The organism is Psychrobacter sp. KCTC 72983 (assembly GCF_014280455.1).
Lineage (GTDB): Bacteria > Pseudomonadota > Gammaproteobacteria > Pseudomonadales > Moraxellaceae > Psychrobacter > Psychrobacter pacificensis.
In genome coordinates, this window is the sequence record NZ_CP060390.1 from 226,604 (window position 1) to 244,861 (window position 18,258).

Consider the following 18,258-nt stretch of genomic DNA (forward strand, 5'->3'; position numbering starts at 1 on the left):
TTGGGTCGGCGCTGACTGCTTTTTATGACGGCTAACTGTTAGCACTGTGTGATGCCTCTACATAAAACTTTTATGGGCTTTATTGTATTCTTAACAGTTTTGGATAAAGTTATACTATTAAACTTTTATTTATGTAAAATAATCGCGAGGTATGAATTTGAAAACTGAGTCACTGTTCCAATTTTCATCGTTAACCATTATTTTATTGTTGTTAGCGTTTTATGGCGGCACGTATTTGTTGTCATTGCTGATCAAAAAAGACAAAGAAACCACTTCAGGATTTATGGTGGCAGGCCATGGCGTCGGCTTTGGCATGGGTGCTGCTAGTATGACCGCTACTTGGATTTGGGCGGCATCGTTTTATGCGGCGGCGACCTCTGGCTACAAGTATGGCGTATCAGGACCGATACATTACGGCTTTTGGGGCGCGCTGATGATCTTATTCATTTATCCTTTTGGTATGCGCTTTCGTGAGCTTGCACCCGATGGTCATACCTTAGGTGAGCTTATCCACGCCCGCCATGGCTCATCAAGCCAATTAATTTTAGCCATATCCAACCTTATGGGCAGCTTAATTAGCTTGATGGTCAACTTTACTGCAGCTGGGGCGTTGGTATCGGTATTATCGCCATTATCGTTTCAGACGGGGGTCATGATTGCAGGTATCGGGGTGCTAAGCTACACCCTAACCTCAGGGTTTCGTGCTTCCGTCTTTACAGACTTTGCGCAATTGGTCGCTTTGATGGCCATCGGTATTGTCATTATTCCAGCGGTACTGTTTGCGATGGGTGGGCCACAAGTCATGGTCGATGGCCTCGCTAACCTCACGCTTGAACAGCAGGATTTCTTTTCATCCGAAGCGTTTTTTCAGCAAGGAGCGCCCTATTTTGTCGCTGTACTTGCTTATGCGATTGGTAACCAAACCATCACGCAGCGCTTGTTTGCGATCGATAAGACTAAGATTAAACAGACCTTTATTACCGCCACGGTCGGCTATGCTGGTATCGTCATCGGTCTTGGTATGATCGGATTGATGGCTTTGACCATCGGTATCGAGCCACTAGATGGCAATATGAACAACCTCATACCACAGATGGTCAGCACTTACTTGCACCCTGTATTTATCGCCTTATTCTTTATCTTGGTCATTGGCTCATTGTCATCGACAGCCGACTCAGATTTGTCGGCCTTATCGACCATTATGATGGCGGATGTGTATGGCAAAAACATTGCCAAAGGCCGCGTCAAACCTAAAACCATGATGCTCGTTGGTCGTAGCACGATGATTATCGCCACCGCTGCCGGACTGATCTTTGCCAGCTTTAAGCTAGATATCTTGGTGATGCTCGTATTCGTCGGTGCATTATGGGGCGCGATTGTTTTTCCGGTCATCGCCAGTGTGTTTTGGAACCGCGTGACCAATGCCGCCTTTACCTCGGCGGTCATCATCGGCCTACTGCTATTCTGTGTGGTACGCTTTGAGCTGCTACCGATGACAGGCTTTACTGCGCTTTTCTTTGAAATACTGGCCAGTGTGGGCGCCGCAGTCGTGATTGGGCTGATGGTCTTTGGCTTTTTGGGTCGTAAAATCGGCATGGTAGCGGCAGCGATAACGCTGGTACTGATGCTCATTTTTGCCACAGGCTTCTTACGTCAGTACATGGTACTACTGGCCTCACTAACAGCCTATGGTGCCAGCACCATTGTTTGTATCATCGTTAGCCTCATGGGTGATGAACACTTTGATTTTGCTTTAATCAATCAACGTGTCGGCGATTATGATAAAAAAGCCAAGGCATCGACCTCTGAGCTTTCATAAACACAGGTAGCGAGCACCGCTTGCGGGTTTAGCAGTTGGTCAATATGTGACCCGCTGCACAGGCAACCCTTCATAAATACTATAAGGAGATATCATGGACAACGTCTTTATCTACGGCTTATATATTTTAATTTGGCCAGCCATTACGCTCGGCGTGCTGGTATTGATTTGTACCGCGACTTATCGCGATATCAAACGAGCCAAACGTAATAACGAAGAGATATTATAAAAGTACACACTCAATGATCATTACTCTCATCAGTGAGTCCGGCTCGCTGATGAGCCTGAATACGCAAAAAACTCATAAAAAAGCACTAAAATCAGCACAAGTGAGAAAATAAGCTATTTTTAGCCAAAAAATGACTTGTAATTTGGCATATTTTTGCTAATATAGTCCACCTTGATTGGCTGGATGGCAGAGTGGTCATGCAGCGGACTGCAACTCCGTTAACGCCGGTTCGATTCCGACTCCAGCCTCCAATTATTTATTAACTTTACGTTAATTTTGGCTTGCATTATTATCTCAACTGATTATAATAGCGACCACTTATCTAGTAACTAGACAGTCTATCAGCTAGTTTACATGTTAGATAACACAAGTTTTGCCCGGGTGGTGAAATTGGTAGACACAAGGGATTTAAAATCCCTCGCTAGCAATAGCGTGCCGGTTCAAGTCCGGCTCCGGGTACCATTATAGTAGTACGAAAACCGCAAATCATAACGATTTGCGTTTTTTTTTGCGTTTATGTCAAATACATAAGTTACAGAATTGATAACAAATCGAGCAGACTTACTATCGGAGCAAACTTCAGTTTATGGCACACTGACTGCTGGTATTTATTGAGCAAAGCACACTTTTAAAAGGAAAGCGTCGTGACTTCAGGAAGAAATCATAGCTTAAACCAATCAGCTGCCTATATTCAGCCAGAGCGCTTTGTTAACTATTTAGCTCATCGGTCAAACCCTGATGCCATTGACTATTGTTTGTTTGTGGATATAGATGGCACGCTGGCTCCTTTTACCCTCAATCCTACCGACAGCTTTATCACCTCGGCCACTCTTGAGATTTTACAAAGCCTGAATAACCACGGTATCAAAGTGGCGGCCGTGACCGGACGCAGCCTTTCACAAGCAAAACAAATGCTAGCGCCCCTAGATCTGCCGATTGCTGCTTCACACGGCTTACAAATAGCAATGAGCAGCCTTAATAATACTCACCAAAGTGGCGCTAATGACGTGATTAGTGCGGTACCAGTAGATAACGCTGCGCTGATTGAGATAAAACACGCCATTCGTCGAGCATGTCGGTCATACCCTGATTTTATACTAGAAGATAAATCACACTCTGCTGCTCTGCATTATCGGCAAAACCCTACTTTGGCTCAGACTGCTTATCACATTATGTCAACGATAGCAGCGCCATATCCAAATTGGACATTGAGACAGGGCAAATATGTGTGGGAGGTCATGCCAAGAGGGGCAGATAAAGGCTCGGCCATCCTCACGCTGTTACAGCACTTCCAAACCGACAAGCCGATTTTTTCGATATTTATCGGAGATGATATCACCGATGAAGTGGGATTCGCTGCGGTACAAGGAGGCTTTAGGTCTCAACCGTCTCTAAAAGGCAGCGTCACCCCTAGCCCATCCATCAAAAACCACCTAATAGATCGCCCTTCTCCATCAATAACAGGCATAGGTATCAAAGTCGGTAGCGCGTCTACGTGCGCCCATTACTACGTCAATACTATTGAAGAAGTCGTCGCTGTTTTAAACAGCTTTTTGGTGTTTTGCCAACAGCGCCGTGCTGGTCGATCTGCTCTGATAAAAGAGCGTACTGCGATACAAAAATCCGTGAGACGCATGTCATGAGCCGTTTAATCGCCTTATCCAACCGCGTAAAGCTGCCTGATAATGGCCCGATGGCAGGTGGGCTGGCGGTCGCTTTACATGAAGTGCTAAAGGGACACTCCGTTGTATGGATGGGCTGGAATGGTGAAGTCGAAGACGCGCCTAATACCTTCCATCAGCAAGAGCAGACTGTCACGAGCACTGACAGCGAAGGACAAAAAGTCAGTAGCCAAATCACCTATGTCACCACTGCCTTAACGCCTAAGCAATACCAACATTACTACTGCGGGTTTGCCAATAGTGTGCTATGGCTGCTCTTACATGAACAGCCAAATTTAATCCATCAAGCGCCAGAGGACTACGCCAACTATCAAACGGTCAACCGCCTTTTTGCTCAACAGTTACAAGCGATCGCTCAGCCTGATGATGTGATTTGGGTGCATGACTATCATTTTTTGAGCGTGGCGTATCATTGCAGGCAGCTTGGGATGCGTAATCGGATTGGCTTATTTTTACATATTCCCTTTGCGCCTTTGCTTTTTTGGCAGCCGCTGCAACAAAGCGCCGAGCTGATTTATCACCTTGTCCACTACGACCTACTTGGCACGCAGACCATGCAAGACAAAACCAAGGCAACTGCCGTCTGCCAGCATTATCTAAAAGATCGATTATTGCCACAGTCGCTTGCTGATGCACATCTGGACATGACTACTCACCGTCAGCCGCCTCCGCATTCCAATGACACCCGGCTTAAACTGTGGTTAGATTTACAAAGCCCGCATCGCTTAAAGATTGACGCCTACCCTATCGGTGTCAATGTCGCTAGAATCCAGCAGTACGTCAGCCACTTGATCTCAGATGATCCTCTATACAAACACAGTGCTAAATCTGACATAAAGCAAATCATTGCCGTAGATAGGATTGATTACTCCAAAGGTTTGTTGGCGCGGTTTTCGGCTTACCGCAGTTTTTTACAACAAAATCCCCGCTATCAAAACCAGTTAAATTTTTTACAAATTGCCTGCCCTAGCCGCTTAGATTTGCCAGTGTATCAGCGATTGTATGCTCAGGTCAGACAGCTGGTGGCCGAGGTCAATCAGCAGTTTTCGCCTTCTTTATATGCACCAAATAGTCTAAACCACCGACCAGTCACTGATAATGATGACTCTGCTCTCGATGAGTGGCAAGCCATTACTTATAGCGAAAAAGTGCTGGAGCACAGACAACTGATGACGATGTTTTATAAAGGTGATATCGGCTGGGTGAATTCACTCAAAGACGGTATGAATTTGGTTGCCAAAGAATATATAGCTGCACAAGACCCTGATGATCCAGGGGTGCTGCTCTTGTCTCGATACGCTGGCGCAGCCGAGCAAATGCAGGCGGCAGTGATCATCGACCCTGCGCAGCCCAGCAGCATCATACAAGGGCTAAAAACCGCGCTGACCATGCCACTCAAGCAGCGACAAGAGCGGCATCAGGTGTTACTACAAGGATTAAAAATCTATGATGTTCATCAGTGGCAACAGCGGTTTTTGGACGACTTGTATTTGAGTCGTCAATCTAAAGTCATAGACTGAGCGTTGGGGATATTATGATAATGACAAAAAATAAAACGGTAAAAAATCCTTTATTATCACAGATCCAAGCGGCCATAACAGCGGCCTTAACCACAGAGGATCACACCTCTGGTCACTGCGACATCACCGATGTATTGCGCCGTGAGATATTAGAGGTCTTGCTAAGCTATGCTGAGCGAATTCCACATCCTGCTGGCGGTGAAGATGCTTATGCAAACACGTTGATTCGATGGCAAATCTTGGCCTATATTGCCAGCATTGATCTAACGATTGCCAAGTGGTTTGAGTCGCATTTAGACGCTTTAAGCATCTTACACGAAGTCGGCGCTGCGACTACTACGCAAAAAGCATCTCAAGACTCTATGTCAGGGCTTTGGGCTGTTTGGGCGGCTGATGGTCCGATTTTAGAGTTTGAACCAAATAAAGACAATCAGGCAGGCAAAGTCAATGGTACAAAAGCGTAGTGCTCTGGTGCACGTTTTGTCGATTATGGGCTGATGACGTACCGCGATGCACAAGGTCGCTCGCAGCTACTTATCGTCGATATGCGACAAGACGGTATTGTGATCGACGACAGTAGTTGGCAAGCGGTCGGTATGCAGGCTACTGACACGGCGGCCATAGCGTTTACTGATGTGACCGCGATGCAGGTTGGCGCAGCGGATGCCTACTTAGAGCGCGCTGGGTTTTGGCACGGTGCCGCTGGCGTGGCGGCGTGTTGGTACGGGGCGACGACGGCTCTGGCACAGTACTTGATAACGTCTTATCAACAAAAACCAAGTTATTATAAAGCCATGTATTTAGGCCAGATCAGTACAGCGCTGTTTGGCACGCAGCAGTGTTTTTATCATGTGGCAGAGCTGATGGCCAGCCAGCCGCAGTCTCATCACGAGCTTGCGATACGAGCTCTTAGAGCAAGCACCGAGCAGTCAGCGCGTCAGGTCTTGGAGAATGTCGGGCAAGCCTTGGGAGCGGCGCCGTTTTGTACCCATGCTCATTTTGCTAGATTGGCAGCGGATCTGCCCGTATTTATTCGCCAAAGTCATGGTGCTTTTGACTTACAAACCATCGGCGAGCTGACAAGCAAAACCCACGACAAGCACGCCAAACATCAGAGAAACCTATGGCAACTATAACCGCGCATATGAGTGAAGTCTTGGTAAATAATGGTCTAGCAGATGGCCATACACAGAGTACCGCCATCAGTGCGCCCCATCCGATCGTCGGCGATCGCCTCATCGAGGGCGACGGTACCAGCCAAGACGCTTGGCAAAACTGGCAAGGGCTGCAACGTTTGCCGCGTTTGGATATTGCGGCCCGTTTTCCTGTCCATCAGCGAGTATGTATCTTTGCCCCGCATCCTGATGATGAGGTGTTGGGCTGCGGCGGACTACTACAGCACCTAGCGGCAAATGGCAATAACATCGTCATTATTCATGTGACCAACGGTACCCAAAGCCATCCAGACTCTCAGCTTTATTCGCCACAGACGCTAAATATCATTCGCCCACAAGAGAGCCTCGCAGCGTTGCGCGCTTTAGGCGTCGCAGGGCAAGTATCGACGGTTGCATTGGGCTTGAGCGATGGCGATGTGTTTGCCCAGCAAGCGGTATTGCAGCAAAGACTTACCACCATTATCCAGCCGGATGACATACTGGTGACGCCGTTTAGGTATGATGGACATCCTGATCATGAGGCCACCGGTCACGTGGTCACTGATTTTGCCAAGCGCCAAGGCCTAGCCTGCTACCAAGCACTGATTTGGGCATGGCATTGGGCCAAGCCTGCTGATAGGCGCATTCCTTGGCACTGCGCTACACGTCTGGACTTAAGCGCCAAGCAACTGCATCAAAAAACACAGGCCATTGCATGCTTTAAGAGCCAGATTACGATGGATAAAAGCACAGGCAATCCGCCTATTTTATCTGCACACACCATTGCCAGAGTCAGCCAACCTTGGGAGGTTTATCTATATGAGTGATGCGCCTAACGCTTCGCCTTCAGGTGACAACGTAAAATCTCCTGCCTATGTAGAGAAATATTTTGAGGCGCTGTACCGCGACAGTGACGACCCGTGGCAGTATCAAACGCGCTGGTATGAACAGCGTAAACGCGATATGTGTCTTGCGATATTACCGCAAGACACATATGCCAATGCTATTGAGCTTGGCTGCGGCAACGGGGTATTTAGCCAGCTATTAACTCATCGCTGTCAGGCTCTGCTCAGTATAGATGGCAATCACAGCGCCGTGCAGCTAGCCAGACAGCGCTTAATAGAGGCTCCTCACGCCAAGGTGTTAAAAGGCGTGATTCCTGATGTATTATTAGCACTACAAAACGAGGGTCTACCCGCTCCGTCCATCTTACAGCTTGCCGATGCGCCCTCTCATCGACCACCCTACGACCTAATCGTAATTAGCGAGGTTTTATACTATTTATCAGCCCGTACGCTCACTACAGTCATTGAATGGATTCAGCAAAACATTGCTGCCGGCGGTACGCTGCTGTGTTGTCATTGGCGCTACGATATCGAGGGCTTTGCGCTGACTGGCGAAACGGTACATCAGCGCTTACAGCAAGCCTTTAGTCAAGAGTACAAGGCGAGCTTTACGCACCAAAGCCAGCTTGTGGACAGTGATTTTTTGTTGGATATATGGCAAAACTCTCAAAAAACCGTTGCCATGCAAGAGCATCTTGTCTAATCATTTGGGCTTTGGGCAAACTCTTACCTATCTCTGTAAAAGCAAAGACAATGTATGAATAAAACTATCGAAAATATCTAAAAGAAAAGATATGAAAAAGCTAAACATCGGGGTTATCATCCCAGCGCATAATGAAGCAATGACCATCAGTGACTGCCTGACCGCCATAAAAAAAGCGATGGCACAGTTACCCGCCACCATCAGCGCGCGGCCACTGGTGGTATTAGATAGCTGCACTGATGATACCGCGGCGCTCGTTGAAGCAGCAGGCGTTGCGTCTCTGACTTGTGACTACCGCTGTGTGGGACAAGCACGCGACTTGGGGGCGCGCCATGCGATACAATCCGGCGCAACATGGCTTGCCTGCACCGATGCCGACTCGCTCGTCGCTACTAACTGGTTAACAGAGCAAGTGAGTCATCTAACATATCAGCCGACTGCGATGATCTGCGGCGTGGTCAGCATCGATAGCTGGGCACATCTCACTTCGCAAACCAAAGAGGCATATACTGCCCACTATCAAGACATGATGGATCATCGTCATATCCATGGCGCAAACCTAAGTTTTAGTGCTGAGGCCTATCAAGCAGTTGGCGGGTTTGCCGCTCTGCCGTGTCATGAAGATGTGGATTTGGTCAACAAATTTGACTCTCAAGGCTACAATATCATCTGGAGCAATCGTGTGCGCGTGACCACCAGTAGCCGATTGAATGCGCGAGCCTCAGAGGGTTTTGCTGCATTTCTAGCCAATCTTGAGACAAATCATCGCACATAATGCAAAACGTCTTTCTCACTGCACACTAACTGTGCTGGTCGACCACCTCGATGATACTTTTGCAGATTAGGCTGTTGATGCTGCGAAGCTTTTGGGCGGGTGGTCCGCTACACAAAACACGAAAATCATAAATCTCGCCTTTGTAGCCGATACAATAAAAAAAGGTGCCGACAGGTTTTTCCTCGGTTTCAGAGCCGCCAGGCTTTAGCAGTCCGGTGCAGGCGACATATACATCAGCGTCAAACAACGCTTTGGATTTTTTGACCAGCTCACGCGTGACTGCCAATGACTCTGGGCTACACTTATCAATTAACTTATCAGATATATGTAGCACGTTCTTTTTTAAAGACACGTCATAACACACCAAACCGCCCATCAGTACCTCACCAGAATATGGGCTAACAGAAAAACGGTGAGACAAATAGCCGGCCGTGGCACTCTCAATAAACGCGATGGTTAACTGCTTATCAGCCAACAGCTTGGCACAACTATCCGGCACAGTGACTTCCATACCAACGTCCATATTTAACATTTGCGCCAATATAAAATCAGCTATAGTTATTACAGTATGACTGTTCTGAGTAAATAATATGCCCCGTGCTTACTTTTCGTAACCGCGTGTATTTATCATATTACGCCTATAAATTAAGTGCTTATTCGTATCAAAACCTGTCAAAAGCCTGTCATAAAAAAAGCCAGCCACCTAAGTGACTGACTTTCTTTAATATATTTGGTGGAGATGGCGGGAGTTGAACCCGCGTCCGCCAGCATTACGCTCATGAATCTACATGTTTAGTTTCTGTCTTTAAATTTAATCCGCACCGATCCGACAGTCAGGATGGATTGGACGATTCTCTACTTTTGAACCCAAGCGATTGAGACAATCCCTTGTGGCGAACCTATATGCGGACGCTTCAACTGGACTAACCAACTATAGGTAATCGGCAGCGCAGTAAGCAGGGTTTAAGCTGCTAGAGCGTAAGTTTCGTCGTTTGCGACTATAACAATATATGTTTGATTAACGAGAGGACATACACTCTCGACATGCATCATTGAGTTTCATCACCAGCGTCGAAGCCAGAACATCCCCAATAAGGTCGCTTATTATATAGGAAAATTAGGCAAGTTTTCAACCTATAGTAGACTTGCATTACATTACGTTACAGCTTAATAATTTACGCCAAAACGGTATTTAACCACTGACCAATATTTTGAATCTGCGGCATACAGACTTGATGTGCCATCGGATACGTATTATAAGACACATTATAGTCTTTTGCTGATAATAGCTGATGTGCTTGCTCACCTAGGATGACAGGCACGACTGGATCATGCGTACCATGCTCAATCAGAATCGGCATGTCTTTATTGGCAGCACTATACTCAATATTGTCATTGGTCGCTAAGTAGGTAGAGAGCGTCAACAAACCAGCTAAGCGCTCTGGGTAACCAAGTGCCACGTGATACGCCACCGCCCCGCCCTGCGAAAATCCGGCAATAACGATGTGCTCTGGTGATACGCCGCGCTCAATCTCACGGCTAATCAAATCTTGTATCTGCTGAGCAGACTCTTCAATCTGAGCCACATCTACTTTTCGCTCCAGACTCATCTCTATGATGTCGTACCAAGCCGGCATCACCATACCGCCATTAATAGTTACAGGTATCTGCGGCGCATGCGGAAAGATAAATCTTACCGCCATATCATTATCGAGACCCAACTGCGGCACGACTGGCTCAAAATCATGTCCGCTCGCGCCAAGACCGTGCAGCCAAATCACCGCGCGATCTATCTTTTTTTGAAAGGGATTGTGCTCAACGACGACTGCGTCTAGATAGTTACTCATAATTATCCTTAATAATGTAGTGAAATATGCCCTAAGCATTTTTATGTTGTTTGCCAAAATAATGTGAGTGTCATTATATGGTCAATATCATCTGTTAGTTTGAGCTTATGGTCAATAGTGAGGTGCTAAATGTACAATAGCGAAAATGAGAACAGCATAAGAAGACACGTATGACTTTATGACCGATAAGCCCAATACTATCAAGCTTAAATACTATCAGCTGTCTATTCTTTAGTACATTTTCCTACAATTGTATCTGCATTAATGTTAAGTTCTTACAAGGCTAAGCTCATACAAGAATGCAAGACCTTTAGTTTCTTTTAGCAAACAGCAAGTAGCAACCAATAGTCAAATGCTAATCTTTTAATTCCTATCCCTACGTCCGATGGGATTTTTTTATAATTTTGCAGGAACATTTTACATGACAATTTTTGATAAATCAGTGCTTAAGCTGAGTAAACAGACGTCGGCTAAGATTAATCTCGCCTTACCTTTAACACTGATCAGCTCACTATTGATAGTAGGCTGCACTACCGATAGCCGCTCGATGCTCACATCAAAAGCTCCTTCATCGACAGCGCAACCGCAATCACAGCCGCAACCTTCCTCACCTGTGACATATACCTATGGCGTGCGTCCGTTTTATCTGATAAATGATATGGACGAGGGACCACTAAAAGAAGAGCTACAGGCGTGCAGGGGGCAACTACCAAGTAAGACGGACTTCTCTATTGCGCATCGAGGTGCGCCATTACAGCTACCTGAACATACTTATGATAGCTACGTGGCGTCAGCACAAATGGGTGCTGGCATCTTGGAATGTGATGTCGCTTTTACCAATGACGGTGAGCTTGTCTGTCGTCATGCCCAAAACGATTTGCACACCACCACTAATATTCTAACCACGCCGCTGGCCAAGCAATGTACCGTACCGCCTGTATTGGATGCTCAGGGTAAACTTACCAATGCCGATAGTATCGAATGTCGCACCTCAGATATCAGTGCCGCTCAATTTAAAACCTTGACGGGTAAGATGGATGCTGCCAATAAAAAAGCAACCAGTATTAGCGAGTATATGAATGCGACTGCGCCGTGGCGAACGGACTTGTATTCACAAAATGGTCAGGTATTGACGTTAAAAGAGCATATCGCATTGGCACGCCAGCTAGGCATGAAGCACACGCCTGAGCTAAAAGCACCAGCCGTGACCATGCCGTTTAATGGCTATCGTTTAGACGATTATCGCCAACAGCTGATAGATACTTATAAGGCAGCGGGCGTGCCTGCAAGTGATGTATTTGCCCAGTCATTTAATATAAAAGATCTGGATTACTGGATCAAAAACGAGCCAGCTTATGGGGCTAATGCCGTCTATCTGATTGATGACAGCAATGAGACCGCTGACGATAAAACTTTTAATAAAAACGACGCAAGCACATGGAGGCATTCATTGGCTGATATCAAAGCACGCGGCATCAATACCATTGCTCCAGCACTTTGGTTATTAGTCACTACTGATGGTAAGGGAGATATGCAACCCTCAGAATACGCAAAACAAGCCAAAGCCAATGGTCTAAAAATTATTACGTGGTCGATAGAGCGTTCAGGACCATTAACCGATGGTGGCGATTGGTACTATAGCGGTCTTGGAGATGCTATCAACAATGATGGCGATATGATGAATTATATTGACGTACTAGCGCAGGATGTCGGTGTCCAAGGCATTTTTTCAGACTGGCCCGCTACGGTGAGCTACTATGCCAATTGCAAAGGTCTTAAATAGATTTAGTCTATTAATAGATAATCACGCTTAGTTTGTATTACCGAGGCCAGCTTATTTATTAAGCTGACCTTTTTATTAAATGCATTAAAATGATTACACCGAAAACCATCTACTGAGCACCCTACTTTTCCATTAACTTTTCACACCATTCGGTTCCTAGTAGCAAGAGCAGTCTGCTGTTTTGTGCTACGATAATTTACTAAGACTATAAGATGATGTAGAGACTATGACCCATATTTTACTGGTAGAAGATGATCCTGCGATTGCCATGTCACTCAAGGTTACCTGCAAGCGCGAAGGCTGGCAGATGACTTGGCTGGATAATGCCAGTAGTGTGTTACCCATGCTGCATAGTCATGAAGCACAAGATCTATCGGCGATCATTATGGATGTCGGTCTGCCAGATGGTGATGGTCTGAGTCTGTGCCAACAAATACGTCATACACCTGATATCGACGCCTTAAAAGACTTGCCTATTGTATTTTTGACTGCACGTAGCGATGAGGTCGATCGTATTTTGGGGTTGGAGATGGGTGGCGATGATTACTGTGCCAAACCCTTTAGTCCACGTGAATTGGTCGCACGCCTAAAAGCCATTTGGCGACGTGAACAGCTGATTCAACAGTCAGGCTCTCATACCGTAAGCTCAAATGACAGCACTGAAAGCACCTCCTCGAATAATCTATCAGGACAAGCATTAACGTTTGAAAACCAATCCGGCGTTTGGCACTATCAACCGCTTAATTATTCATTAACGTGGCAAGAGCAAAAGCTGGAACTTAGTAATACTGAGCGCAAAATTTTACTCACCTTATTACAAGCACCGAATCAAGTCTTTAGCCGTGAGCAGCTGCTTAACGCAGTTAGTGATTATCCTGATCATCGCCTAGCACGCACGATAGACAGCCATATCAAGTCGATTCGTAAGCAACTTGCGACTGTTGATACGAGTATTGAAGTCATTCATACACATCGTGGACTGGGTTACGCATTATGTCCAGCTTAATAATAGCTGCTAATTTATGAATCATAATGCCAATAATGCTGAGAGCGATACTCATAACGACCAAAACAATTGGTATGCCAAATTGCATCCCATTGGTACTGTGCAGCAAACTCCTAAACGTAAACGACTGCTCAATTTAAGTATATTTTTTAGGATTTGGCTTGCAGTTGCTTTGGTACTCATCATTTGCGGCGTGGTTGTATTTACCCAGTTGTTTGGCTACGTCAAGCCAACAGCGCAGCAAGTCATCGAAGACACGCTCCTAGACACCAGTAAGTTACTTGCGGCCAGTCTCCAGATACCATTATCTACAGGGCAACTATACGATGAAGCTTATCAAGCGCAACTTGATGCAGCCTTTGTAGGCATACCAGCGATTAACGATAATTTAGGTCCCGTCTATCAAACCAAAAGCTATAGCAGCTTTCGGGTATATGTAACAGACAGCAGCGGCAGGGTCATTTATGATTCGCTACCCCAACCTGACAATAATGAAGGGCAAAACTATGGGCGCTGGAATGATGTCTATCTCACATTAAGAGGTCAGTACGGTGCCAGAAGTACGCTGCGGGATAACCAGCAGCGTGATGGCTCGGTCATGTATGTCGCACAGCCAATAAAGAATATGTCTGGCGAGATTATCGGCGTGGTCAGCGTCGGCAAACCTGTCGCCAGCGTGCTACCTTATTTGGACGATACACGTAACCGAATGCTGATCACAGTGCTATTCATCAGCACTGCTGCCCTCATTTTAGCAGGTCTCATCGCATGGTGGCTCAAGCAAAGTATTACCTTGGTGACTCAATATACCAGTTCGCTGGCAGAAGACACCAAAAAACCCTATTTTTATCTCGGTCATGAGCTAAACAGCCTGACAGATACCATTGAGACTATGAAACACCGGCTAGAGAATCGTGCTTATGTCACTGATTATGTGCATACACTCACTCACGAGTTAAAAAGCCCTTTAACCGCCATTCGCGCCAGTAGTGAGCTGTTAGAAGATGATGGACTAGATGGTCATATGCTTGATCAGGATGATCGGCAGATGCTCATTGAGACGGTTGGTGAGCAAAGCGTAAAAATGCAGCAGCTCATTGACCGACTACTGTTGCTTGCGAAAGTTGAACAGCCTACTTTTAAGCTCAGTCGTCAGCTAACGCCGCTACTGCCACTGCTACAAAGCTTGGTAAAGGACAACACCGCCAAGCAACAACAGCAAAATCTACGACCAATCGACATATATATCGATGATCAGAACATGACAAACACAGCAAACTTGCCAGCAGAATTGTTGGCCTCTACCAGTGTGTTTGCTGACCAATTTTGGTTGGTACAAGTCTTACAAAATGTGCTGGATAATGCCATTCATTTTGCTGATAACACAGTTGATATCTCGTTACACAGCACAGCGCGAACGGTAATCATCGATATATTTAATGATGGAAAGCTATTGCCTGATTATGCTATTGAAAAAGCTTTTGAGCGTTATTTTAGCCTATCTCATCAAAGCCATTCTGTTCAGCAAGTGAAAAATCAGAATACAACCTATACGCTAGATACAGGTTCAGCACATCACAAAGCTGACTCAAAACAGTCCGATAGTATTCTCAAAAAAGGTACCGGTCTTGGACTCACTTTAGTGAAGCAAGTCATTGAGCATCATGGTGGTCAGGTAACTATTGATAATATCCATGCTAATGATAATAAAATTGGCGCTGATAAAAATCATACTGGTAAAAATCAGCGTTCTGGTGTGATGGTTAGTATTACCCTGCCCCTGGCTTAAGAATAAGCATTGATAACAGTTCATCAATTTTCCATCATGACTGCACAGGATTTCTACTTCTTTATTTTACGATAGCACTAAGATCTATTGAACCATCAAATTCGTAAAGCAGATTAGAAGGAGAACATTTATGTCACGTCAATTAACTGATAACCCTATCATCAAGCACCTAATCGGCCTTAGTCGTCATCACTGCGCGCAGATACTATCCAGCCAAGGTGTCGGTAGTATTGAGTTTGGACATTGGCTAGCGATTCCTAGTCAGCAATTATTACTGGTCTTTCGGCATCAGCAATGCGTGGCTATTGATGAATATCGATTGGCAGCCTGATATCTTGCTCGCTCAGCACGTTGATTGTTTTTAGGTAACACCTATATTTTATTGGAACATAAAAAAGCCCTTTATCATTTCTAGTATTAAACTACTGGAAACAACAAAGGGCTGATTACTTTAGAGCAAAAATACTAAGTAATCGATTGTACTGGCGGCTTTACATCCGCGTTCTGACCACGGTGACGCAGATAGTGATCGAGCACTACAATCGCTAGCATCGCTTCGGCAATAGGCGTGGCACGCACACCGACGCAAGGATCATGACGACCTTTGGTCAGCATATCGACTGCTTCACCTTGGGTATTGATGCTCTTGCCTGCAGTTGTGATGCTAGATGTTGGCTTAAGCGCAATACTGACACGGATATCTTGACCTGATGAGATACCGCCCAAGACACCGCCCGCATGATTGGCTGCAAACCCATCTGGGGTCAGCTCATCACGAGCGCTATGTCCAAATTGACCTGCCACTGCCATACCATCGCCAATCTCGACCCCTTTGACCGCATTGATACTCATCATCGCATGAGCGATATCGGCATCTAAACGATCAAATACTGGCTCGCCCAGACCTACGGGTACACCGCTCGCGATAATATCAAGGCGTGCACCGCAACTGGTGCCTTCACGGCGCAAGTTGTCAATCAATGTCTCAAAACGGCCAATCGCTTCTTTGTCTGCGCAGAAGAACGGATTGCTATTTACAAATTCCCAATCGATCTGGTTCGGGTCTAGTACATTGCTATGCTCATTGCCAATTTGGGTCACATGACCACGAATTTGTACGCCCAGCCGTTCTTGTAAGTATTTCTTAGCGATAGCACCAGCAGCCACTCGCATAGCCGTCTCACGCGCTGACGAACGGCCACCACCACGATAATCACGAAAGCCGTATTTCATGCTATAAGTATAATCGGCATGTCCAGGACGGAAGGTATCTTTGATATCGCTATAATCTTTTGATTTTTGATTGGTATTGCGAATCAATAGACCGATGGATGTCCCTGTGGTTTTGCCTTCAAATACGCCAGAGATAATCTCAACTTCATCAGACTCACGGCGCTGGGTTGAATACTTAGACGTACCCGGTTTGCGACGATCCAGATCTACTTGTAAATCGTCTGCCGATAATGCTAAACCTGGTGGTACGCCATCAACGATGGCCATCAGTCCTGCGCCATGTGACTCACCGCACGTGGTGACCGTAAAAACCTGCCCAATACTATTGCCTGCCATAATTGTCCTTAAACAAGTAAACGCGACTGATGGTTGTTCGACCAACCTTTTATGATTATCGCTGATCAGTTTTTATATGCTCGATTTTGTGACCCACACTCAACTACTGCACGCTATCTAATAGTTGCACATAAGCGGCAAACAGTTGACGATTGGCTACCAATTCATCATAAGTAATCGCAAAAACCCCATGTCCGCCATGTGCAAACTTCAACCAATCAAACTGAATCTCAGGATAGGCTTGCTTTAATGCCCATTCGCTGTCGCCCACTTCACAGACCAGCAAACCATCTGGGCTCAGGTAATCTGACGCTTCAAATAAAATACGATGTACCAAATCCAAGCCGTCTTGACCCGCGGCTAATGCATGCTCAGGCTCATATAAAAACTCAGGCGGCAAATCTGCCATGATAGCCGCATCGACATACGGTGGATTGGTGACGATAAGCTCATACTGGTTTTCAGCAGGTATCTTGGCAAACAAATCAGACTCGATTACGTTCACTTGATGGTCAAGGTCATGATGATCGACATTGACCATTGCCACGTCCAGCGCGCCTTTATCGATATCGATAGCATCAACCAACGCATCAACGAAACGGGTAGCAAGCGCGATTGCGATACAACCAGAGCCAGTACACAAGTCTAAGATACGCTCAGGCTGCGACAACTGCTTCACATCCAAGCCATGATCATAAAATACTGCTGACTTTTCATTCGGGCTAACACCCAGTGGTTTGGCGAGTTCAGTAACTTCAAAATAAGGATGGAACTGCTGACGAATCAACTCTGCGATTGGCGAGCGCGGGATAAGCACGCGCTCATCCACATAAAAAGGCAAATCACAGAAATACGACAAGTTAATCAGATAGCTCAGCGGCTTACGTTCAGCGATGCGCTCTTCTAATAGTCCTAGCACTGCCTGCTTCTCTGACGTGGTCAAACGACAGTCTAAAATCTGCTCATTGGCTGACCAATCTAAAGACAACGAATGCAACACAATGGCTGAGGCTTCTGCAAACTCATCGGTCGTGCCTTGCGCGACAACCACATCATAGTTACGCAATTGTGTGACGGAAAAACGAATAAAGTCGCGAATACTCACTAGCTGCTCGCGTGCTTCTTCTAACTCGGCATGTAAGTTAGCAAGTTCGCCATCCTCACCAAGAAGTCCAGTTTCTAGATCATACTCCATCTCACCTTCTAAGCCCTTAGACTCATCATCACTGAAGTATTGGTTTTGAAACTCTTCTGCACTCATTGTTTGGTCTTCTGACATATCGCACCTTATGGATTAACTATTAGCAGGTTAAATGGCTTGTTGCTAACAATCGATCTATTAATAAAAAAATTAATCATACATTATAGACGTAAACGCCAAATAGCGCCAATCACTGTCATTTTTACTAAAACAAAAAATAGTGAAAATAATGAGGAGTTTGCGTAAGCAGCCTGCCTGTCGCCGTACACATTTTGGCTAAAATATTACTCAACTGTAGCGAATACGTCAGCAGTTGACGTTTAACCCACTCTAAAT

Annotated in this window: 15 protein-coding genes, 2 tRNA genes, 1 other RNA gene and 1 pseudogene; 14 read left to right on the top strand and 5 right to left on the bottom strand. The window is 45.9% G+C overall.

The features are described 5' to 3' along the window. The first annotated feature begins 151 nt into the window (after positions 1-151). The 10 genes and pseudogenes from PSBA01_RS00905 to PSBA01_RS00945 all read left to right on the top strand — a co-directional run bounded on the left by PSBA01_RS00905 (position 152) and on the right by PSBA01_RS00945 (position 8,727). Positions 152-1,819 (top strand): sodium:solute symporter family protein, encoded by a 1,668-nt coding sequence (locus PSBA01_RS00905; protein ID WP_228724605.1) that lies wholly within the window; start codon positions 152-154, stop codon positions 1,817-1,819. Between the two features lie 94 nt (positions 1,820-1,913). Beyond that, positions 1,914-2,048 carry a putative transporter small subunit gene (locus PSBA01_RS13195; protein ID WP_208855952.1) on the top strand — a complete coding sequence of 45 codons (135 nt, stop codon included), beginning with the start codon at positions 1,914-1,916 and terminating at the stop codon, positions 2,046-2,048. A 177-nt stretch (positions 2,049-2,225) separates the two neighbouring features. Further along, a tRNA-Cys gene (locus PSBA01_RS00910) sits at positions 2,226-2,299 on the top strand. 124 nt (positions 2,300-2,423) lie between these two features. Continuing rightward, positions 2,424-2,510 (top strand) — tRNA-Leu (locus PSBA01_RS00915). Positions 2,511-2,692: 182 nt separating this feature from the next. Then, positions 2,693-3,691 (top strand): trehalose-phosphatase, encoded by a 999-nt coding sequence (gene otsB / locus PSBA01_RS00920; RefSeq protein WP_186474781.1) that lies wholly within the window; start codon positions 2,693-2,695, stop codon positions 3,689-3,691. Next, positions 3,688-5,250, top strand: a complete 1,563-nt coding sequence (locus PSBA01_RS00925) for an alpha,alpha-trehalose-phosphate synthase (UDP-forming) (protein ID WP_186474782.1) — start codon at positions 3,688-3,690, stop codon at positions 5,248-5,250. The genes otsB and PSBA01_RS00925 overlap by 4 nt, the downstream gene beginning before the upstream one ends. Positions 5,251-5,270: 20 nt before the next feature. Next, positions 5,271-6,386, top strand: a pseudogene (locus PSBA01_RS00930) (acyl-CoA dehydrogenase). Then, positions 6,374-7,231: a PIG-L deacetylase family protein gene (locus tag PSBA01_RS00935; RefSeq protein WP_416383508.1), complete on the top strand. Its 858-nt coding sequence runs from the start codon at positions 6,374-6,376 to the stop codon at positions 7,229-7,231. The pseudogene PSBA01_RS00930 and the gene PSBA01_RS00935 overlap by 13 nt, the downstream one beginning before the upstream one ends. Beyond that, positions 7,224-7,952, top strand: coding sequence for a class I SAM-dependent DNA methyltransferase (locus PSBA01_RS00940; protein ID WP_186474783.1), 729 nt, complete (start codon positions 7,224-7,226; stop codon positions 7,950-7,952). The genes PSBA01_RS00935 and PSBA01_RS00940 overlap by 8 nt, the downstream gene beginning before the upstream one ends. Positions 7,953-8,043: 91 nt before the next feature. Continuing rightward, positions 8,044-8,727 (top strand): glycosyltransferase, encoded by a 684-nt coding sequence (locus tag PSBA01_RS00945; RefSeq protein WP_186474784.1) that lies wholly within the window; start codon positions 8,044-8,046, stop codon positions 8,725-8,727. Between the two features lie 25 nt (positions 8,728-8,752). On the opposite strand, the gene PSBA01_RS00950 is transcribed toward PSBA01_RS00945, so the two are convergent. The 3 genes from PSBA01_RS00950 to PSBA01_RS00960 all read right to left on the bottom strand — a co-directional run bounded on the left by PSBA01_RS00950 (position 8,753) and on the right by PSBA01_RS00960 (position 10,574). Next, the gene (locus PSBA01_RS00950) at positions 8,753-9,226 is read right to left on the bottom strand and encodes a CinA family protein (RefSeq protein ID WP_186475392.1); all 474 of its coding nucleotides are present in this window, start codon (positions 9,224-9,226) and stop codon (positions 8,753-8,755) included. Between the two features lie 232 nt (positions 9,227-9,458). Next, positions 9,459-9,817, bottom strand: a transfer-messenger RNA (tmRNA) gene (ssrA, locus tag PSBA01_RS00955). An 85-nt stretch (positions 9,818-9,902) separates the two neighbouring features. Then, the gene (locus PSBA01_RS00960) at positions 9,903-10,574 is read right to left on the bottom strand and encodes an alpha/beta hydrolase (RefSeq protein WP_186474785.1); all 672 of its coding nucleotides are present in this window, start codon (positions 10,572-10,574) and stop codon (positions 9,903-9,905) included. A gap of 421 nt (positions 10,575-10,995) precedes the next feature. On the opposite strand from PSBA01_RS00960, the gene PSBA01_RS00965 reads away from it, so the two are divergent. The 4 genes from PSBA01_RS00965 to PSBA01_RS00980 all read left to right on the top strand — a co-directional run bounded on the left by PSBA01_RS00965 (position 10,996) and on the right by PSBA01_RS00980 (position 15,483). Further along, the gene (locus PSBA01_RS00965; RefSeq protein WP_186474786.1) at positions 10,996-12,357 is read left to right on the top strand and encodes a glycerophosphodiester phosphodiesterase family protein; all 1,362 of its coding nucleotides are present in this window, start codon (positions 10,996-10,998) and stop codon (positions 12,355-12,357) included. 226 nt (positions 12,358-12,583) lie between these two features. After that, a complete protein-coding gene (locus PSBA01_RS00970; RefSeq protein WP_186474787.1) occupies positions 12,584-13,363 on the top strand; it encodes a response regulator in 780 nt (259 codons plus the stop codon). A gap of 16 nt (positions 13,364-13,379) precedes the next feature. Then, positions 13,380-15,152 carry a two-component system sensor histidine kinase CreC gene (creC, locus tag PSBA01_RS00975; RefSeq protein WP_186474788.1) on the top strand — a complete coding sequence of 591 codons (1,773 nt, stop codon included), beginning with the start codon at positions 13,380-13,382 and terminating at the stop codon, positions 15,150-15,152. A gap of 130 nt (positions 15,153-15,282) precedes the next feature. Beyond that, a complete protein-coding gene (locus PSBA01_RS00980; RefSeq protein WP_058024161.1) occupies positions 15,283-15,483 on the top strand; it encodes a hypothetical protein in 201 nt (66 codons plus the stop codon). Between the two features lie 134 nt (positions 15,484-15,617). On the opposite strand, the gene aroC is transcribed toward PSBA01_RS00980, so the two are convergent. Together aroC and prmB are read right to left on the bottom strand one after the other, a co-directional pair. Beyond that, on the bottom strand, positions 15,618-16,721 hold the full coding sequence (aroC, locus tag PSBA01_RS00985; protein WP_114700845.1) for a chorismate synthase: 1,104 nt from the start codon (positions 16,719-16,721) through the stop codon (positions 15,618-15,620). A 103-nt stretch (positions 16,722-16,824) separates the two neighbouring features. Further along, the gene (gene prmB / locus PSBA01_RS00990) at positions 16,825-18,000 is read right to left on the bottom strand and encodes a 50S ribosomal protein L3 N(5)-glutamine methyltransferase (RefSeq protein WP_186474789.1); all 1,176 of its coding nucleotides are present in this window, start codon (positions 17,998-18,000) and stop codon (positions 16,825-16,827) included. Positions 18,001-18,258: the final 258 nt, after the last annotated feature.

Coding starts and splice junctions, on each gene's coding strand:
- PSBA01_RS00905 (WP_228724605.1), top strand. CDS start 152: ATGAATTTGAAAACTGAGTCACTGTTCCAATTTTCATCGTTAACCATT.
- PSBA01_RS13195 (WP_208855952.1), top strand. CDS start 1,914: ATGGACAACGTCTTTATCTACGGCTTATATATTTTAATTTGGCCAGCC.
- PSBA01_RS00925 (WP_186474782.1), top strand. CDS start 3,688: ATGAGCCGTTTAATCGCCTTATCCAACCGCGTAAAGCTGCCTGATAAT.
- PSBA01_RS00935 (WP_416383508.1), top strand. CDS start 6,374: ATGGCAACTATAACCGCGCATATGAGTGAAGTCTTGGTAAATAATGGT.
- PSBA01_RS00940 (WP_186474783.1), top strand. CDS start 7,224: ATGAGTGATGCGCCTAACGCTTCGCCTTCAGGTGACAACGTAAAATCT.
- PSBA01_RS00945 (WP_186474784.1), top strand. CDS start 8,044: ATGAAAAAGCTAAACATCGGGGTTATCATCCCAGCGCATAATGAAGCA.
- PSBA01_RS00960 (WP_186474785.1), bottom strand. CDS start 10,574: ATGAGTAACTATCTAGACGCAGTCGTCGTTGAGCACAATCCCTTTCAA.
- PSBA01_RS00965 (WP_186474786.1), top strand. CDS start 10,996: ATGACAATTTTTGATAAATCAGTGCTTAAGCTGAGTAAACAGACGTCG.
- PSBA01_RS00970 (WP_186474787.1), top strand. CDS start 12,584: ATGACCCATATTTTACTGGTAGAAGATGATCCTGCGATTGCCATGTCA.
- creC (WP_186474788.1), top strand. CDS start 13,380: ATGAATCATAATGCCAATAATGCTGAGAGCGATACTCATAACGACCAA.
- PSBA01_RS00980 (WP_058024161.1), top strand. CDS start 15,283: ATGTCACGTCAATTAACTGATAACCCTATCATCAAGCACCTAATCGGC.
- aroC (WP_114700845.1), bottom strand. CDS start 16,721: ATGGCAGGCAATAGTATTGGGCAGGTTTTTACGGTCACCACGTGCGGT.
- prmB (WP_186474789.1), bottom strand. CDS start 18,000: ATGTCAGAAGACCAAACAATGAGTGCAGAAGAGTTTCAAAACCAATAC.